The organism is Amorphus suaedae, from assembly GCF_053629675.1.
The window spans coordinates 152,077-172,427 of sequence record NZ_JBRJIT010000002.1; the positions used below are offsets into that span (position 1 = coordinate 152,077).

Sequence of the window (20,351 nt, forward strand, 5' to 3'; positions counted from 1 at the left end):
TCGATGCGCACAATGGCGGGCTTGCCGATGAGCTCCCTTGAAATCGGTTTCGCCGGCATCGCCGGGATCATCGTGCTCATCGCGCTGAGGGTCCGCATCGGCGTGGCGCTCGGCGTAGTCTCCTTCGTTGGAATCTGGGCAATTCGCGGCCCGGATGTCGCGATCACGATGCTCGGAACGACCCCGTTCGAATTCGCCGCGCACTGGTCCCTGTCGGCGATCCCGATGTTCCTGCTGATGGGCGCGGTCGCCTATCATTCGCGCATCACGACGGAGATCTTCAGGGTTGCGGAACTGTGGCTCGGTGGCTTGCCCGGTGGGCTGGCCGTTGCCGCGAACTGGGCCTGCGCAGGCTTCTCCGCCGCGTCGGGGGCTTCGATCGCCACGGCTGCCGCCATGGGGCGCATCACCATCCCCGAGATGATCCGCGCGGGCTACGACAAGGGGCTTGCGACCGGTGTGGTCGCGAGCAGCGGCACGCTGGGGATCATGATCCCGCCCAGCATCGCGATGGTTCTCTACGGCATCTTCGCCGAGGTCTCGATCACCAAGCTGTTCATCGCCGGTGTCCTCCCTGGCGTGCTGACGGCCACGGTGTACGCCTTGATGATCATGATCCGCTGCAAGGTGAATCCGGAACTCGCCCCGAAAAAGCCGATGACCGTCAGCTGGGGCGATCGGTTCCGCTCATTGGCCGGGATCTGGCCGTTGGCCGTCCTCCTCGTGGGACTGATCGGCGGCCTCTACGGTGGCATCGTCACGGCAACCGAGGCGGGTGCGCTCGGCGCCATCCTGTCGATCGCAATCGCGGCGTTCCGAGGCCGCATGAGCGTTCGGATCCTAACGTTGAGCGTCGTCGAGGCGCTGACCAACACCGCCCGGATCTTCTTCATTGCCGTCGCGGCCGTGCTGCTGTCGCGGTTCCTCACATTGAGCGGCATGCCCGGCTTTCTGATCGACCTGATCGGCTCCTGGGCGGCCGACCCGCTGCTCCTGATCCTGGCTACCGCGGTCATCTATCTGCTGCTCGGCATGTTCCTCGACCCGATCGGGCTCATGCTGATCACGCTGCCGCTCTTCATTCCCCTGTTCGAAGCCCTCGACTTCGACATGATCTGGTTCGGCATTCTGGTGATCAAGTTCATCGAGATCGGCCTGATCACGCCGCCTGTCGGGATGAATGTCTACGTCATCAAGAGCGTCGTTGGAAAAGACGTGCCGCTTGAGACGATCTTCCGAGGGGTTGGATGGTTTTTGCTCTGTGAGCTCTTCATCATGGCGGCGCTTGTCAAATTTCCCGCCATCTCTCTCATGCTCCCTAGTTTCATGAACTAAGAACGTACGTGGTGAGGTGTAATCCGAAAGACGAAAACTGGAAAGGGTGGGGTTTATGACTTACAAGACACTCGCAGCATTGGTCGGTGGCGTGGCATGCGCCGTCGCATTCACATCCGTTGCAGGCGCCAAGGAGTATCTCTACGGGAGCTTTCTGCCACCGCAGAGCAACGTCCACAAATACGGGGTCGAGCCTTTCATTGAGGAGGTTCGGACACAGACCGACGGCAGCGTCGATTTCTCGCTTCGGACCGGTGGCCAGCTTTTCAACGCGCGCGAGACGTTGCGCAGCGTCGGGGGGCGTGTCGCCGACGCCGGCGTCGTCATCATGAGCTTCAACCAGACCGAACTCAAAAACGTGTTCACCATCGTCGATATGGCGATGATGGTCGAAGACCCGCTGGCGGCGCAGGGGGCCGTGCTCGAGACGATCTATCTGAACTGTCCGGAGTGTCTGAAGGACTTCAAGAAGAATGACGTCGTCCTGCTGGCGACCTACGGGCTCACGCCGTATGCGATGATGTGCAACACCGACGTTGCGCAACTGGCCGATGTGGCCGGCAAGCGCGTGCGGACCTCGGGCCCCAACGCCCGCTGGGCGAAGGCGATGAATGCCTCGCCGGTGGGCATGAGCTCTTCGGACATGATCGAGGCGATCCAGCGCGGGCAGATCGACTGCATCATCGGGCCGACGGGGTGGATCACCAACTACAAGATCGAGGCCGACATCAAGTCGATCATCGATTTCCCGATGGGGGTCTATATGGGCGCCGCCCATGTCATCCTCAACCGGGACGTCTGGTCCCGTTTCTCCGACAGTGAGAAAGAAGCCATGCTGGCGGCGGCGCCCGAGGCCATCTCGGGTGCGACGATCCTGGGCTACTTCGCCGAGGGACAGGCCGCGCGCGCTGCGGCCGCCGAGAACGGGATCGCCATCCATCCGGGCGGCGCGGAATTCGCGGACCTCCTGACCGAATTCAAGAAGGAGGAGATGGACGCGATCCGGACCGCCGCAGAGGAGCGTGGCGTGAAGGACCCGGACGCGATCATCGACGCATTCCTCAAGAACGTCGAGAAGTGGAACGGCATCATGGCCGCGGCGAATATCGATCGCGATGACCTGGAGGCCGCCGACGCTGCCTATTCCAAGATCTTGTGGGACGAGCTCTATTCCAAGCTGGATCCCGACAAGATCTGATCCAAACCGCGTACGATTGGGCGACGACACCGAACCTGGCGGCTGCCTAATTGGCAGTCGCCAGGTGCTCCCCATGGACGGCGCGCGACATCATGAGCCGACAGGACAGGTGAACAGAGCATGTATCGGGACCTCAGGGACTTCATCGACCTCGTGGATGGAATCGGTGATCTCAAGCGAGTCAGCGGCGCCGATCAGGATTTCGAGATCGGGGGAATTACCGAGGTTGCCGCGGGGGCGCCCGAGTGTCCGGCACTGCTGTTCGACGAGATTCCGGGACAACCGGTCGGCAATCGCATCTTCTCGAACGCGACCGTCAATGCCCGGCGCGCGGCACTTGCGCTCGGCATCGACCACGAGCTTCCGCCTATCGAGATCCTGAAGGCCTGGAAACGCAAACGGGCCGAGTTCAAGCCCATCGAGCCGGACCTGAAGACCGATGGCCCGTTTCTCGAGAACGTCATGGAAACCGGCCAGGTCGACGTGACCAGGTTTCCGTGCCCGATCTGGCATCGCAAGGATGGCGGAGCCTATATCGGATCCGGAAGTCTCGTGATCACCAAGGATCCGGACTCCGGCTGGGTCAACGCCGCGATTTACCGGGTTCAGGTGCACGGACCGGACACCCTCACTGTGCAGTTCGACCACACGGGTCGGCACGGCGCGATGATTTCCCGAAAGTACTGGAACGAAGGGCGGCCATGCCCGATCGCCATCGTGAACGGGCAGGATCCCGCCCTGTTCATGTCGGGGTTCGAGTACCTGCCGGAAGGACAGTCTGAGTACGCCTTCGCCGGCGGCATCAAGGGGATGCCCGTGGAGGTCTGCCCGGCGCCGCTCACGGGCCTGCCGGTTCCCACCCACTCGGAAATCGTGCTGGAGGGCGAGCTTCTTCCCTTCGATGAGCACTCCCTGCCGGAGGGGCCGTTCGGCGAATTCACCGGCTATTACGCCGCCGACAAGCGGCCGGCCCCTGTGATGAAGGTGACGGGCGCCTACTACCGATCGAACCCCATCCTCCTGGGCTCGCCGCCGATGAAGCCGCCGCGCTTCCACTTCGGCATCCCGCTGCGCGCCGCGGGCATTTGGAGCAATCTGGAAAGCTGCGGCGTCTCCGATATCGTCGGCGCCTGGCAGCACGTGTCCCAGCTGATGACAGTGGTCGCCCTGAAGCAGCGATACGCCGGTCACTCCAAGCGGGCGGCCCTGATCGCCGCCGCCAACAGCTACATGGGCCGGGTCGTGGTGGTCGTGGACGAGGACGTCGATCCGTCCAACCTCGCCGATGTCATGTGGGCGGTGACGACGCGTGCGGAGCCCTCGGAAGATGTCGACATCATCCGCAGGGGATGGAGTTCGGCGCTCGATCCCCGGCTTTCCGACGCAGACCGGGAAGTGGGGCTGACCGGGAACTCCAAACTGATCATCGACGCCTGCATTCCCTTCGAACGCCTCGGCAGCTATCCGCCGACTTCGGCCCTGACGCTTGCCGAGGCCGCCGAGATCAAGGCGCGCTGGAAGCACGTGCTGGCCTAGCGAGTGCGTCTGATCGGGAAGCGGTTGGCGCAACTTGCGCCCGCTCTCCCTGGAGCCGTACCCTTTGACCGATTGGGGAACGGTCACACGCCGTCAGGTGGGAGATGCCGTCGGGCGCTGTCTGGGTGCAGTTAGCGCGCGCCGGCGCCCTTCTGGTCCGCGATCATGAGACTGACAGGACAGCTGTCCGCGGTAGCGGCGCTCAACTCGTGTGGGAAAGCAAGCCTCTGCCTTGCTGGCGCGCTCGGCCTTGAGGGGCTGCTACCGGCGCCTGCTTGATGATGATCCCCTGTGCCTTCAACCGCGTGATCGCGGTGGAGAACTGATCAGTCGTCATGTGGCGGACGTCCGGTGTCGGCGGATCCGAAGCGGCTCATGTCGAGGTTACGGTCGCTCCCAACGTGCGCGCGGCTTCGTCGTTGAGCGCAACGATCCGGCGGGCATAGGAGGCCAACGCCTCGCCGGCTTCCGTCGGAACCAACCCTCTGCCCTTGCGGACGAAGAGCTTGGTGCCGGCCTGCTGCTCGAGCTTCTCTGCCTTCTGACTATATCGAGTATCGAAAAGTACTATGTGACCGTCTGCGGAAGGTCAATTCCGGTCGGGGGCAACAGCACGGGAACCCTCTTTCGCGGCGTCAGCCGAATGCGGAGACTCGCTCGTTGCCGGCCACCAGCTCGGCGCTGATCTCCTCGATGGTCATCCGCCGCTCCATCGCCGCTCCGCGCAGGCGGGCGAACGCTGCCGTCTCGCTGATGCCGTACTCGGTCATGATCGCCAGTTGCGCCGCGAAGACATGACGGCGGCGTTTCAACCGGTCTTCAAGGCGTTCGATCTGATCCTCCAGCTTGGAGCATCGATCAAACATTTGGCATCCCATCCTCAGCGCGGTGAGGACACCGGCGGTCCGCACCGGCTTCATCAGGTAGGCGGAAATCGACAGCCGAAGGATTCGATTGAGATGCGAGGGCGCCTCGGAGCCCACCAGGGCAATGGTAGGGAGCCTTCGGCCCGTACCCGCCGGCAGCATGTGCTCGGAAATCTCCGCCTCGCCGTCGACGAACAACGCCGTGAGCTTCGTTGCCCCCTCGACGTGCTCTTCCTCGACCGCATGGCAGGGCACGGACACGGCGCCGAGCCTTGAGAGCTGCCGGGTGAGGGTGGCCCTGTCCTGATCGCTGCATCCGAGGAGCCCGATCCTGGCCGCGCGGAGCGAGTGGCGGCTTTGCTTCATGCCTCCGGCCTTTTCCTAGAGCAACAGCCTGGATGGATCTTTCGGTCGCGCGGCCTCCGACTTCCTCGCAAGCGCATCGAGGTCGAGCCACGCCAGGTAAGGATCGGGTTTGACCGGCTCTGAGGCCTCCCAGAAGATGTCGAACGAGCCCCCGGCTGTTGATCGCCCGAGCCGAGGGGTCAGGAACGCATGATTGTTCTCCGGGTCGACGGAAACGGGCCCCTGAGGCGCCTCGTACCGGTCCCGATAAAGCGCTTCCCGTACGCTGGAGACGTCGGCGGTGCCGGCCTCGGCGATGGCGCGGCCGAGCAGAGTGGCGCAGAGAAACGCGGCCTCGGTATCCACCGAGGGAAAGCCGTAGCCTTTGTAGCGGTCACGATACTGGGCCAGGAATGTCGTGTTCTCGGGCCGGTCGATGCTCTGAAAATAGACCGACGAGACCAGGTGGCCGCCGGGGTGCTGCCCGGTCAGCTTCAGTTCGGCCTCGCAGAGGCTCAGGCTGAGCATTGGAATCTGCGCCAGCTCCGGCCGGGTGGCGATGGCGGCATGCCAGGCGGTGTAGAAGCTGTAGGCGGATTCCCCTACGAGCGTGTTGAGCACGGCGCCCGGGGCCTGGGCAGCGATGTCTTCGACCATGTAGTCGTGTGCCAATTCTCCAAGCGGAACCAGTCGTTCAGCGACGATCCTTCCTCCACCGGGCGAGATGATCTCGCGCATGACGCGATTGATCTCCCAGGTCCAAACGTAGTTGGAGCCAAGGCAGTAGATGCGCGGGTCGAGGTTCTCCAGCACGTGGGCGGCGAGCGGCACCACGTGCTGGTTGGGCGACGCGCCGAGATAGATGACGTTCTCGCTGCTTTCAAAGCCTTCGTAGCGGGCCGAATGCCAAAGGAGTGCGCCGCTCCCTTCCACCAGTGGCAGTACCTGCTTGCGCGACGCGGAAGTGTAGCAGCCGATGATGTGGCGCACGTGGTGTCGGTTGATCAGGGCGTCGCACTGCTCGCGATACTGCGAGATCGATCCACCCGGATCCATGACAATCGGGCGCAGCTCGAAGTCCAGGTCCGGGTTGGCGTTGATCTGCTCGATCGCCAGCGTGACCCCGTTGAACATCTCCAGGCCCATGATCCCGTAGGTGCCGGTCAGGGAGTAGAGGATCCCGACGGGCACGGACGTTTTCTTGCGGGAGCGCTGACGGTGGGGCTTCGGGCGGATCATATCAGGAGATGCTCGCGAATATTTCCCGCCTCGACCTGGCCCGAGGCGATCTCCGAAACGATACGCCCCTTCTCCATCACGTAGCAACGTTCGGCAATCGACAGGATCGTGTCGAGATTCTGCTCCACGAAGAGAATGGTCGTGCCGATCTCATCGCGGATCGTCTTGAGCGCTTCGCAGATCATCTGGACGATCGACGGCTGGACGCCCTCCGACGGCTCGTCGAGCAACATGAAGCTGGGGCTTCCGATCAGCGCGCGGCCGATGGCAAGCTGTTGCTGCTCACCGCCGGACATCGTGCCCGCGACCTGATTCCGCCGCTCCGACAGGCGCGGAAAGAGCTCGAAGACGAACTCCCTGAGCTTGCGCCCGCCCCGTCCTCCGATGAGCTCGCCGACGGTCAGATTCTCGCTGACCGTCATCCGCGGAAAGACGTCCCGGCCTTGCGGGATGTACCCCATACCGAGCCGGGCTCTTGCGTCCGCTGGCGTTGCGGTCACGTCCTGTCCGTGCAGGAGGATGGTGCCGTCGGTCGCGCGGATCAGGCCGATCAAGGCGCGAACGGTGGTGGTCTTGCCGACGCCGTTGCGGCCGATCAGGGCCACGATCTCGCCGCTGGCGATCTGCATGTCGACGCCCTGGAGGATCGGCGTGGCTCCATAGCCGGCGCGCAGGCCCGTCACCTGCATGGCAAGTTCACTGGACATGGGGCTTCCCCAGATAGATTTCCCCGACACGTGCGTCGGCGACGATGTCGTTGATGTGCCCGCGCGCGAAGACCTGTCCGAGATGCATGACGGTGACCGTATCGGCGATCTGGCGCACGAAGGACATGTCGTGCTCGACGGCAAGGATCGTCATCCCGTCAGCCTTCAGCTGCTTGATGAGTTCCCCCGTCCGGAACGTCTCCTCGTCGGACATTCCTGCCGTTGGCTCGTCGAGAAGAACGAGCTTGGGTCCGAGCGCGAGCGCCATGCCGATCTCGAGCCATTGCTGCTGGCCGTGGGAGAGAAGTCCTGCCGGCTTGTCGGCCTGGCCATCGAGATCGAGGAGGGTGAGCAGCCGCTCCTCCTCCGCGGCGATTTCGTGCCGGCCGGCACGACGCTGCAGCGCCACATGCAGATTCAACCGGGTTGAGAGTTCCTTGAACACGCTCGGCTTCTGCATCTTGATGCTCATGCCGCGCTGGACGCGCCGGAACGCTTCGGCATGGGTGATTTCCATGCCGTCGAAGAAGATGCGGCCCTCGTCGGGTCTGTGGTAGCCGACGATGAGCTTGAACATCGTGCTCTTGCCGGCGCCGTTCGGTCCGATGAGGCAGTGGATCTCGCCGCGCTCGATTTCCAGATCGACACGGTCCACCGCGCGCATCCCGCCGAACTGCTTGGAGACGCCTTCGCTGTGCAGAATGGCCGTCATGCGTCCTCGCTCCTGAGCTCGGCGTTGCCGGCGGGCATCCGCGTTCTGCGGGAGGCCGTCCATTTCCCGATCCGCGCCAGGCCGACCACGAAGCCTTCCGGCACGAAGAGGACGGTGGCCAGCAGGAGCCCGCCCATCAGGATCAGCGCCCATTGCTGGCTGTAGATCGTGATGGTCTGGAAGGCGAGGAGCAGGACGAAGGTGCCCAGCGTGGTGGCGGTGATGTCTCCGCGCCCGGCGAAGGCGACCCAGACGATGGGCATCGCGGCGGCCGGCAGGCCGACGCTCGACGGTGTGATGAACTGCCCCCATGCGGTGTAGAGAACCCCGCTCAGACCGGCCAGCGCGCTGCCGATCACGAAGGCGAGCATCTGGTATTTGCGGATGTCGTAGCCGAGCAGCTCCGCGCGTTCCGGATCCTCCCGGATCGCCACCAGGACGTACCCGAACGGCGAATTGAGCAGGATGCGGACCGCGAGATAGACGACGAGGAGGAGGCCGATCAGCACGTAGTAGAGCGTCGACTCGAGGATCCAGACATCGCCACCGAACCAGGGAACGGTCAGGGGCGGCATGCCCAGCATGCCGTTGAAGCCGTTCAGTCGTGCCTCGCCGATGGCCCATTCCGGTCCGGCCGTCTGGCCGAGGAAATAGGCAAGTGCCAGCGTCATCGACAGCGTCATGATGCCGAAGAACACGCCTGTGACCCGGCCGTAGATCATGAAGTAGCCGAACACATACGCCGCGACCGCGGCCAGACCGACGGCGAGCAGGAGCGCGAGGATGGTCAGCCCGTACTGCTCGCCCATCAGGATGGACAGAACCCCGTAGCCGTAGCCGCCGATGCCAAAGAAGAAGGTCTGCCCGAACGACAGCATGCCGGTGTAGCCCCACATGATGCTGAGGCCCATCGCCATGAAGATCCACAGAAGGAAGTAGGCGAAGTTACCGACGTCGTAGGGGTCGGCAAAAAGCGGATATGCCACCGCGACGAGGCAGAAGACGGCGAAGGACATCCAGAAGCCGCGACTGGTGCCCAGGGTCTGTGGCCCGTTGATATATCTCAGCATGTCTGCCCCTCAGAGGTTTCGCGCCCACTTGCCAAGCCAGCCCGAAAAGCCGTTCGGCAGCAGTCGGATCATGACCATGACGGCGAGAAGCATGCCGATCTGGCCGGCGATTTGGCCGTGCCACCCGATCAGCGCGGTGCGCACGATGGCGAGCGCCAGTCCGGCCGGTGCGGTGCCGAGCAGGACGTTGGTGCCGCCGACGACCACGGTGACGAACGATTCCACGATGAAGGTGGCCCCCATGGTCGGGATGAGCGTCATGGTGGGCGCATAGAGGGCACCACACAGGCCGGCGAGTGCGGCGCCGAGGCCGAACGTCAGTGCGTAGACCACGTTTGTGCGCATCCCGAGCGCCCGCGCCATGCTCGGGTTCTGCATCGTCGCCCGGGCATGGACGCCGAACCGCGTCTTCATGAACAGGAGATAGATGAAGGCGAGCACGCCGATCGCGGCCAGGAACAGGACCACCCGGTAGGTGGAGAAGGTGTAGATGCCCACCTGGAAGCTGCCCTGCGGCGTCCCGATGCCGGCAAAGCTCGACCCGACGACGATGAGCATCCCTTGGGTCACGATCAGGCTGACCGCCCACGTGGCGAGAAGGGAATCGAGTGGCCTCGCATAGAGCGAGCGCACCACGGTGACCTCGAGGATCACACCGGCGATACCCGCCGCCAACGCGCCGGCGACCTGGGCCGGCACCAGCGGCATGCCTTGCTGGACGAGCGCGGTGGTGACGTACGCACCGCACATGATGAACTCGCCGTGGGCCATGTTGATCACGCCCATCATGCCGAAGATGATGGCGAGGCCCGCGGCGGAGAGGATCAGGAAGGCAAAGACGTCGGCGAACTGATAGAGGACGGAGAAGATCTCTGCGGCCATTGCTGGCGCACTCCCGGTTCGGTGCGGTCTGTCACGGATCGAGCAGGCCCGGCGGGTCCGTCCGGCGGCCGGCAAAGCCGGAGCCGCACGAACCCGCCGACGTCGTCTCAGTTGGGCAGATTGTCCGGCGAGTACTGGGTGTGCGGGTTGCTCTGGGTCAGATCGCAGCCGATCTCTCCCAGCCAGTAGGGCTCGATGACGCCGAAGTCATGCAGCGTCTCGATGCCGTGGTCGTCCGTCACCGAGATCAGTCGCATCCGATGCGAGGTGTGCTGACTCTTCGGGTCGATGCAGATCTTGCCTTCCGGGCTGTCGACACAGGCATCGCCGTCGGCGATAACCTTGCGGATGTCCTCAAGCTTCGTCGACTGCGCCTTCTCCACCAGCATCTTGTACTGGTAGAGCGCGACATAGGCGTTGTAGCCCATGTCGTTGATGTAGGTTTCGTCCGGATACTTGGCGTGCCAGCGCTTCTTGAAGTCTTCGGCCTCCGGCGTGTCCAGCTCCTCGTACCAGTTCGCCACGGCCTTCAGCCCGCTGAGGGCCGGCGGCGCGAAGCGCTTGTGCTCGAAGCCCAGCATGACCTTGATCGGGCTGGCCATCGGATAGTGCACGTCCGACGCCGCCGCCTGCTCGAAGAAGGAATCCTGTGCGGCGCCAACGTTCAGCATCATCAGCCAGTCGGGTTTGGCCTTCTGGATGTTCTGGATCGTCTGCGCGAACTGCGAGACGCCGAGCGGGATGAATTCCTTTCCGATTACCTCGCCGCCAGCGTCGGCGAGAAGCTTTTCGGTCCATTCCGTCGTCAGATGGCCGAAGTTGTAGTCGGCGGCCACGACATAGACCTTCTTGCCATAGTGCTCGACCATGTAGGGAACCAGAGTGGACAGCTGCTGCTCCGGTACAGCGCCGTTGGAGATCATGCTGGCATCGCAGACCCCGCCTTCGTACTGGTTCGTATAGATGTAGAGCGTGTCGGTGCGATCCACGATCGGCCGAACGGCTTCGCGCGAGGCGGAGGTGATGCCGCCGATGAGCACGTCGACCTTGTCGCGCGAGAGCAGTCGGCGGGCGAAGGACTGGTAGCGGGCGTTGTCGCCCTGCGGGTCCAGATGGATGAGCTCGATCTGGCGCCCCATGATGCCGCCGGCGGCGTTGATCTCCTCGACGGCAAGCTCCGAGCCGTGCAGCTTGGGCAGCCCGATGAGTGCGAGGTCGCCGGAGACGTCTTCCAGCAGGCCGACCTTGATCGGATCGTCGGCCAGGGCCGGCTGGGCCATGGCCATTCCCAGTGCGAGCGCCGAGACCACGCTCGGCAGGACGATGTTCATGCGCATTGCGAAAACCCCCTTCTGATTGGATCTGTCTGGAAGCGCCGGGCGGTTCAGCCGCCCAGGTATTTTTTCAGGATGGACGCCCCCATCGTGTACTTGGGGTCCACCATGTTCCCGAGCCGGACGCGGCCGACCTGGCCGAGGAGCATGTACGCGTCGAGCTCCTCGAACCCGTAGTCGCTGGCCATCCAGCGCGTGAGCTCGCGGTAGGCAATGCGCGCGGCGTCCTCCATCGGGCGCGCGCTGCCGATCGTCATGATGAACTCTTCGGTCTCGAGCCGCGGCCACGCGAAGCTCCAGTCCTTGATGAGGTCGACGGTCAGCGTGACGGTGGCGGCCTGTTCCATGGCGACGCCGGTGAGTTCGCCGTCGCCCTGGGTGGCATGGCAGTCGCCGACGTAAAGGAGCGCTCCCTCCGTCTGCACCGGCAGGTAGATGATCGCGCCCGGGCGAACGTCGGGAAGATCCATGTTGCCGCCGTGATAGTCGGGCTGGAGCGACGAGATTGCCTCGATTTCCGGCGAAATGCCGATCGTCCCGATGAACGGCTCGTAGGGCAGCACCAGATCGTCCCAGTGCACCCCGTCCGCGTCGATCACGACCTTCTTGACCCGCTCCGGCAACGGCGCGTTCAGGGTCGCCGTCGCGGCGGTCCCGACGAGGCCACCGAACTCCGGAATGAGGCACGTGGTGCCCGCCGGCTGGGGGCCACGCGTCTCCACCGCCTTGATGTGAACGGCGAGGCAATCGCCCTTTCTGGCGCCGGTGACGAAGATCGGCCCGCTCTGCGGATTGAGGTAGGGATGGTTGGTCTTCTCGCTCGGTTTGTCGGCTTCCGATTTGATCGCGCCGCCGAAGGCATCCTGGGTCTCGACCACGACGGTGTCGCCCGGCGCGACGGTGAGCCTGGGCTCCGCGTAGGGGCCATAGGTGAAGTAGAACGTGCCTTGGTCGGCTTCGGTCAGGGCATGGGTCTTGCCGCTTTCCTTGCCTGCGAGGCCGCGTGTCGCCATGAGCGATCGGGGAAACCAGTCATTCGTGCTCACGCTGTTCTCCGTCTTAAAGGGCGGGATGCTTGCGGTGCCAGTCGGTGGCCTCCTGGAAGGCGTGACCGGCGCGGAAGAGTTTCGCCTCGTCCCAGTGGTTCGAAACGAACTGGAAGGCGACCGGCGTCCCCGCCTCGGTGAAGGCGCACGGCAGCGTGATGGTCGGGTTTCCGGACATGTCGAAGATGCAGGTGAAGCGCAGGAGATTCTGGAGCATCTCCACGTCCTCGCCGAGCGTCTCCATCATCGCGGTCGTCGGCGAGGCGTAGGCCTGGGCGGGAATGATGAGGAGGTCGATCTCCTCGAACAGGGCCGCGACGCGGCCGCGGAAGTCGTTCCGGCGCAGTATGATGTGCTGGTAGTCCATCGCCGACATGTCGCGCCCCATGTCGATGAGCCCGGCGAGACCTGGTCCGTACTCGTCCTTGCGGGCCGGATAGGTCGCCTCGTGGGCCACCGCCGTCTCGATGCCGCACGCCGGCACCCAGTCGACGACGATCTGGTCGCACTCCGGGAAGACGACCTCGCGGAGGTCACCGCCGATGCTCCGCACCGTCTCCACGGCGGAGGCAAGTGCGGCCTTGGTGACGGCGTCCGCGCGCGCGTTGAAGGCGGGATCGATACCGATGCGCAGACCTTTCAGTCCGTCGCCGATGCCGGCGAGATAGTTCGGGACGGGGACCTGGGCAGCGGTCGGATCCTTTGGATCCGGGCCGGCGATGGCGAAGAGCATCGCCGCCGCGTCGCCGGCGCTGCGGGTCATCGGCCCGATGTGGTCGAGGGTCGCCGCAAGCTCGAACACGCCGTAGCGGCTTACCCGGCCCCAGGTCGGCTTGAGACCGGTGAGCCCATTTGCGGCGGAGGGAAAGCGGATCGAGCCGCCGGTGTCCGAGCCGAGCGAGCCGAAACAGAGCCCTGCCGCCGTTGCGACCCCCGAGCCGCTGGACGAGACCCCCGGCCAGTGAGCGCCGTTCCAGGGATTGACCGGTGGTGTGATCTTCGGGTGATGGTCGGCGAACGCGCCCTCGGTATTCTGCAGCTTGCCAAGGCAGACTGTGCCGGCCTCCCGCAGCTTGCGGGTCACCGTTGCATCCTCGTCCGGCCGGAAGTCGGCATAGATCGTCATGCCTCCGGCTGTCGGAATGCCCTTGGTCCAGCACAGGTCCTTCAGCCCGATCGGCGCTCCGTGCAGCGGCCCGCGGATCTCACCGCGGCCGATCTCGGCCTCGGCCGTCTTCGCCTGCTCGAGCGCGAGATCCGGCGTTACCGTCGCGAAGCTCTTGAGCTCCGGATCGAGGGTCTCGATCCGCCTGAGCTGTGCCTCCGTCACTTCCACCGGCGAGAGTTCGCCGGCGTGCATCTTCGAGGTCAGCTCCAGAAGGTCGAGGTAGAAGATCTCATCCATCGCGTATCTTTCCTTGCCTCAGCGGAGCGTCCAGTCGGTGGCCTGCTCGAAAGCGGCGGCGGCCCGGATCAGCGTCGGCTCGTCGAACCGCCGGCCGACCAGCATCATGCCGACCGGCAGTCCGGCGAGACGGGCGCACGGGACGGTGAACGCGGGATGCCCGCTCACGTCGAACGGGCACGTGTTCGCCTGCATGTTGAGCGCGAGATCGACATAGTCCTCGCGGCCGACATCGGCGGGCGGGATCTTCGTCGCGGTGAAGGGGATCGTCGGCATCGCCAGCAGATCGACCGTCTCAAGCACCCGGTCATACGCGTCCCGGATCAGTCGCCGCTTGTTCTGGGCAAGCGAGTGGTAGCGGCCTGCATAGGCGCGGTTCATGTACTCGCCGGCCAGGAGGACGAGCTTGACGGTTTCCGACGCCTCGTTGAGGCGCGTGGCGAAGCCGCGGGCGAACGCCTCCTGCATCGCGACGGGATAGAAGCCCGGAACGTTGTTGCCGACGCCGTGGCCCTTGAGCATCATTTCGGCTGCGCCCTCGACAATGAGGCCGGTCCAGACGGCGGGCGCATCGTAGTGCTCGGGAACGGACACCTCGACGATCTCCGCGCCGAGGGCGGCGAATGCCTCGATCGCCTCGCGCACCGCCCGGTCGACGTCCGGAATACTCTCGGGATGGCCGAAGCCTTCCTTCAGCACGCCGATCCGCAAGCCCCTGGCGGTCTCGCCGAGCGCGGCCATGTAGTCCCCGATGACCGCGCCGACCGTGCGCGTATCCCAGCCATCGTGGCCGGCTATTGCCGTCAGGAGACGCGCGACGTTCTCGACGCTGTTCGCGATCGGGCCGCAATGATCGACGGCGTAGGCGATCGGCATCGAGCCGGACACCGGGACAAGCCCCCAGGTGGGCTTCAGCCCGTAGGCGCCGCACCAGCTCGAAGGGGTACGGATCGAACCGCCCTGGTCCCCGCCGAGTGCCATGTCGACTGCGCCCGACGCCACAAGGGCCGCGCTGCCGCCTGACGATCCGCCGGCGCTGTGCTCAGGGTTGTGCGGATTTCGGATCGGGCCGGAGGCGGCGGTGTGGCTCGCGCCGGAAAAGCAGAGATCTTCGCAGGCCGCCTTGCCGGCCACCGTGCCGCCGGCTTCGAGGATGCGCGCGACGACGGTTGCGTCATGGTCCGGCACGTAGCCTTCCAGCAGCGCCGAGCCGTTCATCATCGGCACGCCGGCGACGCAGATGTTGTCCTTTACGGCGACCGACATGCCGGCGAGCACGCCCTCCGCCGCACCCTCGATCTCACAGCGCCAGTACCAGGCGTTGAGCGGGTTTTCGGCGGATGACGGACGCCACCCGACGCTGCGCGGGTAGGTGACCGGAAGCGTCTCGCCAGGCAGGAACTCGAGCCGCTCGTAGAGCGGCATCATTCCGGCGATCAACCCCTGGAACGACTGCGCGTCGGCATCGGTCAGGTCCAGTCCGAAATCGCGGGCGATCTGCGCCACGCGTTGGACCGTCGGCGGCTTGGGAAGCAACTCGCATCTCTCTGCGCTTTTCCGCACCGTTGCCGGAATCGCGCACTGATCAGCAAGGCATCGACAACAAAAAAGCCCCGCGCGCTCCTGGGGGAGCGATCGGGGCTGCGCTGCCATATGCCATGCGGCACATCTATGGTCGGTCTACGGGCGCCTGAGCTTGCGGGCGCCTACCATCATCCGAAACCGGATTTCAACGATCCGACAACGGCGAGCATCATTGCTGTCTGAAAGTGTGCGCTGCAGCGATACTCCCTGTCAAGCGAGCAATACTCGTGCTCTGCACGGGCCAGAGCAGAGCTTGGTCGCTCAGTTGTTTTCCTGACGATATTGTACTGCCCTATTCCGGGTTTCTGCCGCAGAGCCGTCAGGCGCCGGCGGCTTGGCGTGCGCTTCCGATGCGGGCGTGTTTGCCGGCGGGTGTGTTGACGACCTGGAGAAGCGGCGGGGCCTGGAGGGCGCGGCGGGACTGCGCGAGGGGCGCGTCGCCGTAGAGGGTGGTGCGCTGACGCGGCGTCCGGCCCGCGGCGCGGGCGATCTCGACCATGCGGTGCGGCGGCAGTTCCTGGCCGTGCTCGGCGCCGGCGGCGCGGCTGATGGACTCGTCCATCAGCGTCCCGCCGAGGTCATTGACCCCGCTGGCAAGCGCGGCTGCCATGCCGGCCTCGCCAAGCTTCACCCATGATGCCTGAATGTTGGCGATGACAGGGTTGAGGGCGAGGCGGGCGACGGCGTGCATGGCGATCGCCTCGCGCAGGCTCGGACCCTGGCGGGCGCCGTCGCCGGAGAGGTAGATCGGCGCCTCCATGTGCACGAACGGCAGCGGCACGAACTCGGTGAACCCGCCAGTCTCCTCCTGCAGCGCGCGGATGCGCATGAGATGTCGCGCCCAGTGTTCGTATCGCTCGATGTGGCCGAACATGATGGTGGCCGTGGAGCGCAGGCCGACCCGGTGGGCCGTCCCGACGGTGTCGAGCCACGGCTGGGTACGGATCTTGTCGGCGCACAGCCGTTCGCGCACGTCGTCGTCGAGGATCTCCGCTGCGGTGCCGGGCAGCGAGCCGAGGCCGGCCTCCTTGAGCGCGATCAGGAATTCCTCCACCGACAGGCCGAGGGTGCGCGCGCCCTGGGTCACCTCCAGCGGCGAGAACGCGTGCACGTGCATCTCCGGCACCGCCTGCTTCACCGCCCGGCAGATCTCCAGGTAGGTCTCGCCGGTGTAGTCGGGGTGGATGCCGCCCTGCATGCACACCTCGGTGCCGCCGCGCTGCCATGCCTCGACGGCCCGGCGCTGGATCTCGTCGAGCGAAAGGTCGTACGGCGTGCCGCGCAGATTGTTGGCAAGCTTGCCTTTGGAGAAGGCGCAGAAGCGGCAGCGGTAGCCGCAGACGTTGGTGTAGTTGATGTTGCGGGTGACGACGTAGCCGACGGTGTCGCCGACGAGGCTGCGGCGGACGGCGTCGGCGGCTGCGCGCACGGCGGCGGCCTGGGGCCCGCGGGCCCGGAACAGCGTGACGATCTGGTCTTCGTTCAGCGCGCGGCCGGCAACGGCGGTGTCGATGGCGGCAGCGAGCGCGGTGTTCCGCGCGATCGTCGGCGACGGGATCGCGGTCTCGAGATGCACCAGCTCCCTGGAATGGCCGACGCGCCAGCCGGTCTCGTGGGCGAAGCCCTCGGTGTCTGCGCGCGCGGCAACGGGCGCGCGCAACGCCGGGGCGAGCCAGGTGCCCGCGTCGCGCACGTAGGCGGGATAGGCGGTGAGGCGCGGCACCAGCGTCTTGCCGGCCGCCGCGGTGTCGGCGGCGAGGCGGGCCAGCGCCGGCCACGGAGCCTCTGGGTTGACATGGTCCGGGGTGACCGGCGAGACGCCGCCCCAGTCGTTGATACCGGCGCCGATCAGTTCGGCGAGGCCGTCGTTGCGCAGGTTCGGCGGCGCCTGGATCGACATGGCCGGCCCGAACACGAAGCGCGCGAGCGCGATGGTCCAAAGCTGGTCGTCCAGATCCGGCTCGGGCGCGCCCGCCATGCGGGTGCCGGGCTTGGCCCGGAAGTTCTGGACGATGATCTCCTGGATGTGGCCGTGGCGCTCGTGCAGGTCGCGCAGCGCCAGCAGCGAGGCGAGGCGATCGGCGCGGGTTTCGCCGATGCCGATCAGAATGCCGGAGGTGAACGGCACCTTGGCCCGCCCGGCCGCCTCGATGGTGGCGAGCCGGGCGGAGGGGAGCTTGTCGGGAGAGCCGAAGTGGGGACCGCCGCGCTCCGACAGGCGCTCCGACACGGTCTCTAGCATGATGCCCTGTGAGGCCGAGACGCCCTTCAGGCGGGCAATGTCCGCCTCGTCCATGACGCCGGCGTTGAGATGCGGCAGCAGCCCGGTCTCCGCGAGCACCGCCGCCGCCATCTCCGCCAGATAGTCGAGGGTGGTGTCGTGCCCGAGGGCGTCGAGTGCCGTGCGGGCGGCGCGGTAGCGCAACTCCGGCTTATCGCCCAGCGTGAACAGCACTTCGTCGCAGCCGGCACGCTGCCCGGCGCGGGCGATCTCGAGCACCTCGTCGCGGGACAGATAGATGGGTTCGCCCGGCTTCGGTGGGTGGGCGAAGGTGCAGTAGGCGCAGACGTCGCGGCACAGGTTCGTCAGCGGCACGAACACCTTGCGGGACACGGACACGACGGCTCCGTGGCCGGCGTCGCGGATAGCGGCGGCGCCGCGCAGCATGTCCGGCAACGGAGCCGTGCGGGCAAGCGTCTCGAGTTCGGCCGGATCGAGGCGTCCGCCGTCCACCAGCCGCCGGGTCCAGGTGTCGAGGGGCGGGGTGGGCATCAGGCGGTCTCCAGGGTCGGGACGACGGGTCGCGCCGCGGCGAGATCTTCGGGACGGTCGAGATCGCGCGCCAGCGAGGCGAGCGGGAAGGGCCGGGCACCGAGCTCGGCGAGGTGGCGGCGGCAGCTGTCGGGTCCGAAGGCGAAGTGCGGCTGCCGGGCGATCGGGAAGACGAGGCCGTTGGTGCCGGTGCCGGCGAGGTCGGGTACCACAAGGGTGGCGCCGGAGGCCCGGGCTTCGCTGAGTGCCGCCGCGACGTCGGCTGCGGTTAGTTCCGGCAAGTCGGCGGGGACGATGGCGATCAGGCCGGCGCCGAGCCCCGCGAGGGCTTCGGTTCCCTGGGAGAGTGCCTGGTTGAGCCCCCACGCCGTCTCCGCGATGTAGCGGACGCCGGCGCGGGCACAGATCGTCGCAACGTCGGGATCGGCGGAGACCACCGCGACCCCGTCCAGCCCGGGCGTCGTGGCGAGCGTGGCGAGCACGTGTCCCAACAACGCCGTTTGTAGGTGCCGCCTCTGCACCGGCGACAGGCATGGCGACAGCCGGCTCTTCGCCGCGTTCAGACGCTTCACGGGAACCAGCGCAAAGGCGCTCAGTGTCGGCTCCTCACTCATGCGTGGCATCCCGCAGCGGCATCGAGAACGCGGCGCGCGAGCACGATGCGATCCTCCAGGCTCGTCATCATCGTGGGTGCGGCCAGCAGCCGCGGGTCGGCGGCCGCCATATCGTCCATGCGGTCCACCAGCAGCACGTCGACCAGCCCATCGTAGTGATCGAGGATCGATGTGTGGGTCAGCGCCAGGTCGAGCTCCCCCATGATCTTGGCGAGTGGGCCCTTGACCGCCTGGCCGCCCACCAGCGGCGACACGGCCACAACGGGTGCCGTGGCGGTTTCGATGAGGCCGCGCATGCCCGGGATCGCAAGGATGGGATCGATCGAGAGATACGGGTTCGACGGGCAGATCACGATTGCCGAGAGATCGGGAGCGGCAAGCGCGGCCCGCACGCTGGTCCCGGGCTTGGCGACATCCGCGCCATCGAAGTGGATCTTCCGGACCGCCGGGGCGCACCTCTGCTCCACGAAGTAGCGCTGGAAGGCCAGCGTGCCCACGTCGGTCTCCACGAGTGTGGCGAGGCGTTCGTCGGTCGCCGGGAGGATCGTCGCGCCAATCCCGAGCGCCTTGGCGAGGTCGCCGGTAATGGCGCTCAGGCTATCGCCGCGATCGAGCCTCGCGGTGCGAGCCGCGTGAAGCGCGAGGTCGGTGTCGCCGAGCGCGAACCACGTCTCTCCGCCAATCTCGGCGACGGCTTCCATGAAGCGCCAGCTCTCGCCCGCGCGCCCCCACCCCGTCTCGGTATTGGCTCGGCCCGACAGGGTGTAGAGCACCGTGTCGATGTCCGGGCTGATGTGCAGGCCGAAGTGGCGGAAGTCGTCTCCGGTGTTGACGACGATCGTCAAGCGGTCGGGTTGCACCACATGGGTAAGCCCGAGCGCCAGCTTGGCACCGCCGATGCCGCCGCAAAACGCCACCACCGAGCCGGGGGCGTGTCCACTCATCGGAACAGATCCTGGTCCGGGCTGCGCAAGCCCATGAAAGCGCCGCCGGGGCTATCCTCCCAGACGATGCCGGAAACGATGACGGCGGGTCGGCTTTCCGCCCCTTCGCCCATGACCAGGACCGCCGCGGCCGCGATCGCGTCGGCGAAGCCGATCTCGGTGACTTGCAGGGCGCGTCCGTCGCGGTCCGGTGTCCCGCGCCGGTCGATCATCATCGCCGGCCCGGCGGTGCCGATCGCGATGCCGGTCGTCCCCAGCCGCCATGGCCTCCCGAAGCTGTCGGAGACGATGACGCCGACGCGCGCGCCCGTCGCCTCGCTGATGCGCTTGCGCAGGTCCCGTGCACTCGCGTCCGGGTTCTCCGGCAACAGCAGGATGTGATCGTCCGAGCCGCCGATGTTTGACCGGTCGATGCCGGCGTTCGCCATGATGTGCCCAAGGCGGTGCTGGACGATGAGGAGACCCGGCCGCGTCCGGATCACGTCCCGGGCCTCCGAGAGGATTGCCTCGACCATGCGGGCGTCCTTGCCGGTCTCCGCGGCCAGGGCAAGGGCGCGATCCGACGGGACGAACTTGGACAGCGGAAGAAGTCGGCCCTCCGCTTTGGAGACGATCTTCTGGGCGATCACCAGGATGTCGCCGTCTTGGAAACGCTCGCCTTCGCGTTCGGTGGCCGCGAGAATCAGGCCTGCAAGATCGTCTCCGGCGGCAACCGCCGGAAGCGTGTCGAGCGTCGTGAGCGTGTGGCGGGAAGACATCGT

The 20,351-nt window shown here is 66.1% G+C and carries 18 protein-coding genes; 3 read left to right on the plus strand and 15 right to left on the minus strand.

The genetic code is table 11. From position 1 onward, the window contains the following. Positions 1 to 27: 27 nt before the first annotated feature. The 3 genes from AB7M35_RS14410 (at position 28) to AB7M35_RS14420 (ending at position 4,069) form a co-directional block, all read left to right on the plus strand. A complete protein-coding gene (locus AB7M35_RS14410) occupies positions 28 to 1,335 on the plus strand; it encodes a TRAP transporter large permease (protein WP_453960942.1) in 1,308 nt (435 codons plus the stop codon). Between the two features lie 55 nt (positions 1,336 to 1,390). Next, positions 1,391 to 2,533: a C4-dicarboxylate TRAP transporter substrate-binding protein gene (locus AB7M35_RS14415; RefSeq protein WP_453960944.1), complete on the plus strand. Its 1,143-nt coding sequence runs from the start codon at positions 1,391 to 1,393 to the stop codon at positions 2,531 to 2,533. Between the two features lie 120 nt (positions 2,534 to 2,653). Continuing rightward, the gene (locus tag AB7M35_RS14420) at positions 2,654 to 4,069 is read left to right on the plus strand and encodes a UbiD family decarboxylase (protein WP_453960946.1); all 1,416 of its coding nucleotides are present in this window, start codon (positions 2,654 to 2,656) and stop codon (positions 4,067 to 4,069) included. A 373-nt stretch (positions 4,070 to 4,442) separates the two neighbouring features. On the opposite strand, the gene AB7M35_RS14425 is transcribed toward AB7M35_RS14420, so the two are convergent. The 15 genes from AB7M35_RS14425 to cofE form a co-directional block, all read right to left on the minus strand. Next, on the minus strand, positions 4,443 to 4,640 hold the full coding sequence (locus tag AB7M35_RS14425; RefSeq protein WP_453962541.1) for a LysR family transcriptional regulator: 198 nt from the start codon (positions 4,638 to 4,640) through the stop codon (positions 4,443 to 4,445). Between the two features lie 64 nt (positions 4,641 to 4,704). Then, positions 4,705 to 5,301: an ANTAR domain-containing response regulator gene (locus AB7M35_RS14430; RefSeq protein WP_453960948.1), complete on the minus strand. Its 597-nt coding sequence runs from the start codon at positions 5,299 to 5,301 to the stop codon at positions 4,705 to 4,707. 15 nt (positions 5,302 to 5,316) lie between these two features. Continuing rightward, positions 5,317 to 6,519, minus strand: coding sequence for a transporter substrate-binding domain-containing protein (locus AB7M35_RS14435; protein ID WP_453960950.1), 1,203 nt, complete (start codon positions 6,517 to 6,519; stop codon positions 5,317 to 5,319). Continuing rightward, positions 6,516 to 7,226 carry an ABC transporter ATP-binding protein gene (locus AB7M35_RS14440; RefSeq protein WP_453960951.1) on the minus strand — a complete coding sequence of 237 codons (711 nt, stop codon included), beginning with the start codon at positions 7,224 to 7,226 and terminating at the stop codon, positions 6,516 to 6,518. The genes AB7M35_RS14435 and AB7M35_RS14440 overlap by 4 nt, the downstream gene beginning before the upstream one ends. Beyond that, positions 7,216 to 7,938: an ABC transporter ATP-binding protein gene (locus tag AB7M35_RS14445; protein ID WP_453960953.1), complete on the minus strand. Its 723-nt coding sequence runs from the start codon at positions 7,936 to 7,938 to the stop codon at positions 7,216 to 7,218. The genes AB7M35_RS14440 and AB7M35_RS14445 overlap by 11 nt, the downstream gene beginning before the upstream one ends. Next, positions 7,935 to 9,008 carry an ABC transporter permease subunit gene (locus AB7M35_RS14450; RefSeq protein ID WP_453960955.1) on the minus strand — a complete coding sequence of 358 codons (1,074 nt, stop codon included), beginning with the start codon at positions 9,006 to 9,008 and terminating at the stop codon, positions 7,935 to 7,937. The genes AB7M35_RS14445 and AB7M35_RS14450 overlap by 4 nt, the downstream gene beginning before the upstream one ends. A 9-nt stretch (positions 9,009 to 9,017) precedes the next feature. Beyond that, the gene (locus AB7M35_RS14455) at positions 9,018 to 9,890 is read right to left on the minus strand and encodes an ABC transporter permease subunit (protein ID WP_453960957.1); all 873 of its coding nucleotides are present in this window, start codon (positions 9,888 to 9,890) and stop codon (positions 9,018 to 9,020) included. A gap of 107 nt (positions 9,891 to 9,997) precedes the next feature. Then, the gene (locus tag AB7M35_RS14460; protein WP_453960958.1) at positions 9,998 to 11,227 is read right to left on the minus strand and encodes an urea ABC transporter substrate-binding protein; all 1,230 of its coding nucleotides are present in this window, start codon (positions 11,225 to 11,227) and stop codon (positions 9,998 to 10,000) included. A 47-nt stretch (positions 11,228 to 11,274) separates the two neighbouring features. Beyond that, positions 11,275 to 12,237 carry an acetamidase/formamidase family protein gene (locus AB7M35_RS14465; protein WP_453962542.1) on the minus strand — a complete coding sequence of 321 codons (963 nt, stop codon included), beginning with the start codon at positions 12,235 to 12,237 and terminating at the stop codon, positions 11,275 to 11,277. Positions 12,238 to 12,283: 46 nt separating this feature from the next. After that, positions 12,284 to 13,675, minus strand: coding sequence for an amidase (locus AB7M35_RS14470; RefSeq protein ID WP_453960960.1), 1,392 nt, complete (start codon positions 13,673 to 13,675; stop codon positions 12,284 to 12,286). Between the two features lie 18 nt (positions 13,676 to 13,693). Further along, positions 13,694 to 15,238, minus strand: coding sequence for an amidase (locus AB7M35_RS14475; RefSeq protein ID WP_453960962.1), 1,545 nt, complete (start codon positions 15,236 to 15,238; stop codon positions 13,694 to 13,696). A gap of 340 nt (positions 15,239 to 15,578) precedes the next feature. Next, entirely contained in the window at positions 15,579 to 18,032 is a 2,454-nt protein-coding gene (gene cofH, locus AB7M35_RS14480; RefSeq protein ID WP_453960963.1) for a 5-amino-6-(D-ribitylamino)uracil--L-tyrosine 4-hydroxyphenyl transferase CofH, read from the minus strand. Beyond that, entirely contained in the window at positions 18,032 to 18,646 is a 615-nt protein-coding gene (gene cofC, locus AB7M35_RS14485; RefSeq protein ID WP_453960964.1) for a 2-phospho-L-lactate guanylyltransferase, read from the minus strand. The genes cofH and cofC overlap by 1 nt, the downstream gene beginning before the upstream one ends. After that, entirely contained in the window at positions 18,643 to 19,590 is a 948-nt protein-coding gene (gene cofD / locus AB7M35_RS14490; protein ID WP_453960966.1) for a 2-phospho-L-lactate transferase, read from the minus strand. The genes cofC and cofD overlap by 4 nt, the downstream gene beginning before the upstream one ends. Beyond that, positions 19,587 to 20,348 (minus strand): coenzyme F420-0:L-glutamate ligase, encoded by a 762-nt coding sequence (gene cofE, locus AB7M35_RS14495; protein WP_453960968.1) that lies wholly within the window; start codon positions 20,346 to 20,348, stop codon positions 19,587 to 19,589. The genes cofD and cofE overlap by 4 nt, the downstream gene beginning before the upstream one ends. Positions 20,349 to 20,351: the final 3 nt, after the last annotated feature.

Excerpts from the sequence above, each read along its gene's own strand:
- AB7M35_RS14465 (WP_453962542.1), bottom strand. The coding sequence starts at position 12,237 with ATGGCGACACGCGGCCTCGCAGGCAAGGAAAGCGGCAAGACCCATGCC.
- AB7M35_RS14470 (WP_453960960.1), bottom strand. The coding sequence starts at position 13,675 with ATGGATGAGATCTTCTACCTCGACCTTCTGGAGCTGACCTCGAAGATG.
- cofD (WP_453960966.1), bottom strand. The coding sequence starts at position 19,590 with ATGAGTGGACACGCCCCCGGCTCGGTGGTGGCGTTTTGCGGCGGCATC.
- AB7M35_RS14455 (WP_453960957.1), bottom strand. The coding sequence starts at position 9,890 with ATGGCCGCAGAGATCTTCTCCGTCCTCTATCAGTTCGCCGACGTCTTT.
- cofC (WP_453960964.1), bottom strand. The coding sequence starts at position 18,646 with ATGAGTGAGGAGCCGACACTGAGCGCCTTTGCGCTGGTTCCCGTGAAG.
- cofH (WP_453960963.1), bottom strand. The coding sequence starts at position 18,032 with ATGCCCACCCCGCCCCTCGACACCTGGACCCGGCGGCTGGTGGACGGC.
- AB7M35_RS14435 (WP_453960950.1), bottom strand. The coding sequence starts at position 6,519 with ATGATCCGCCCGAAGCCCCACCGTCAGCGCTCCCGCAAGAAAACGTCC.
- AB7M35_RS14445 (WP_453960953.1), bottom strand. The coding sequence starts at position 7,938 with ATGACGGCCATTCTGCACAGCGAAGGCGTCTCCAAGCAGTTCGGCGGG.
- AB7M35_RS14415 (WP_453960944.1), top strand. The coding sequence starts at position 1,391 with ATGACTTACAAGACACTCGCAGCATTGGTCGGTGGCGTGGCATGCGCC.
- AB7M35_RS14410 (WP_453960942.1), top strand. The coding sequence starts at position 28 with ATGAGCTCCCTTGAAATCGGTTTCGCCGGCATCGCCGGGATCATCGTG.
- AB7M35_RS14420 (WP_453960946.1), top strand. The coding sequence starts at position 2,654 with ATGTATCGGGACCTCAGGGACTTCATCGACCTCGTGGATGGAATCGGT.
- AB7M35_RS14430 (WP_453960948.1), bottom strand. The coding sequence starts at position 5,301 with ATGAAGCAAAGCCGCCACTCGCTCCGCGCGGCCAGGATCGGGCTCCTC.
- AB7M35_RS14460 (WP_453960958.1), bottom strand. The coding sequence starts at position 11,227 with ATGCGCATGAACATCGTCCTGCCGAGCGTGGTCTCGGCGCTCGCACTG.
- AB7M35_RS14450 (WP_453960955.1), bottom strand. The coding sequence starts at position 9,008 with ATGCTGAGATATATCAACGGGCCACAGACCCTGGGCACCAGTCGCGGC.
- cofE (WP_453960968.1), bottom strand. The coding sequence starts at position 20,348 with ATGTCTTCCCGCCACACGCTCACGACGCTCGACACGCTTCCGGCGGTT.
- AB7M35_RS14440 (WP_453960951.1), bottom strand. The coding sequence starts at position 7,226 with ATGTCCAGTGAACTTGCCATGCAGGTGACGGGCCTGCGCGCCGGCTAT.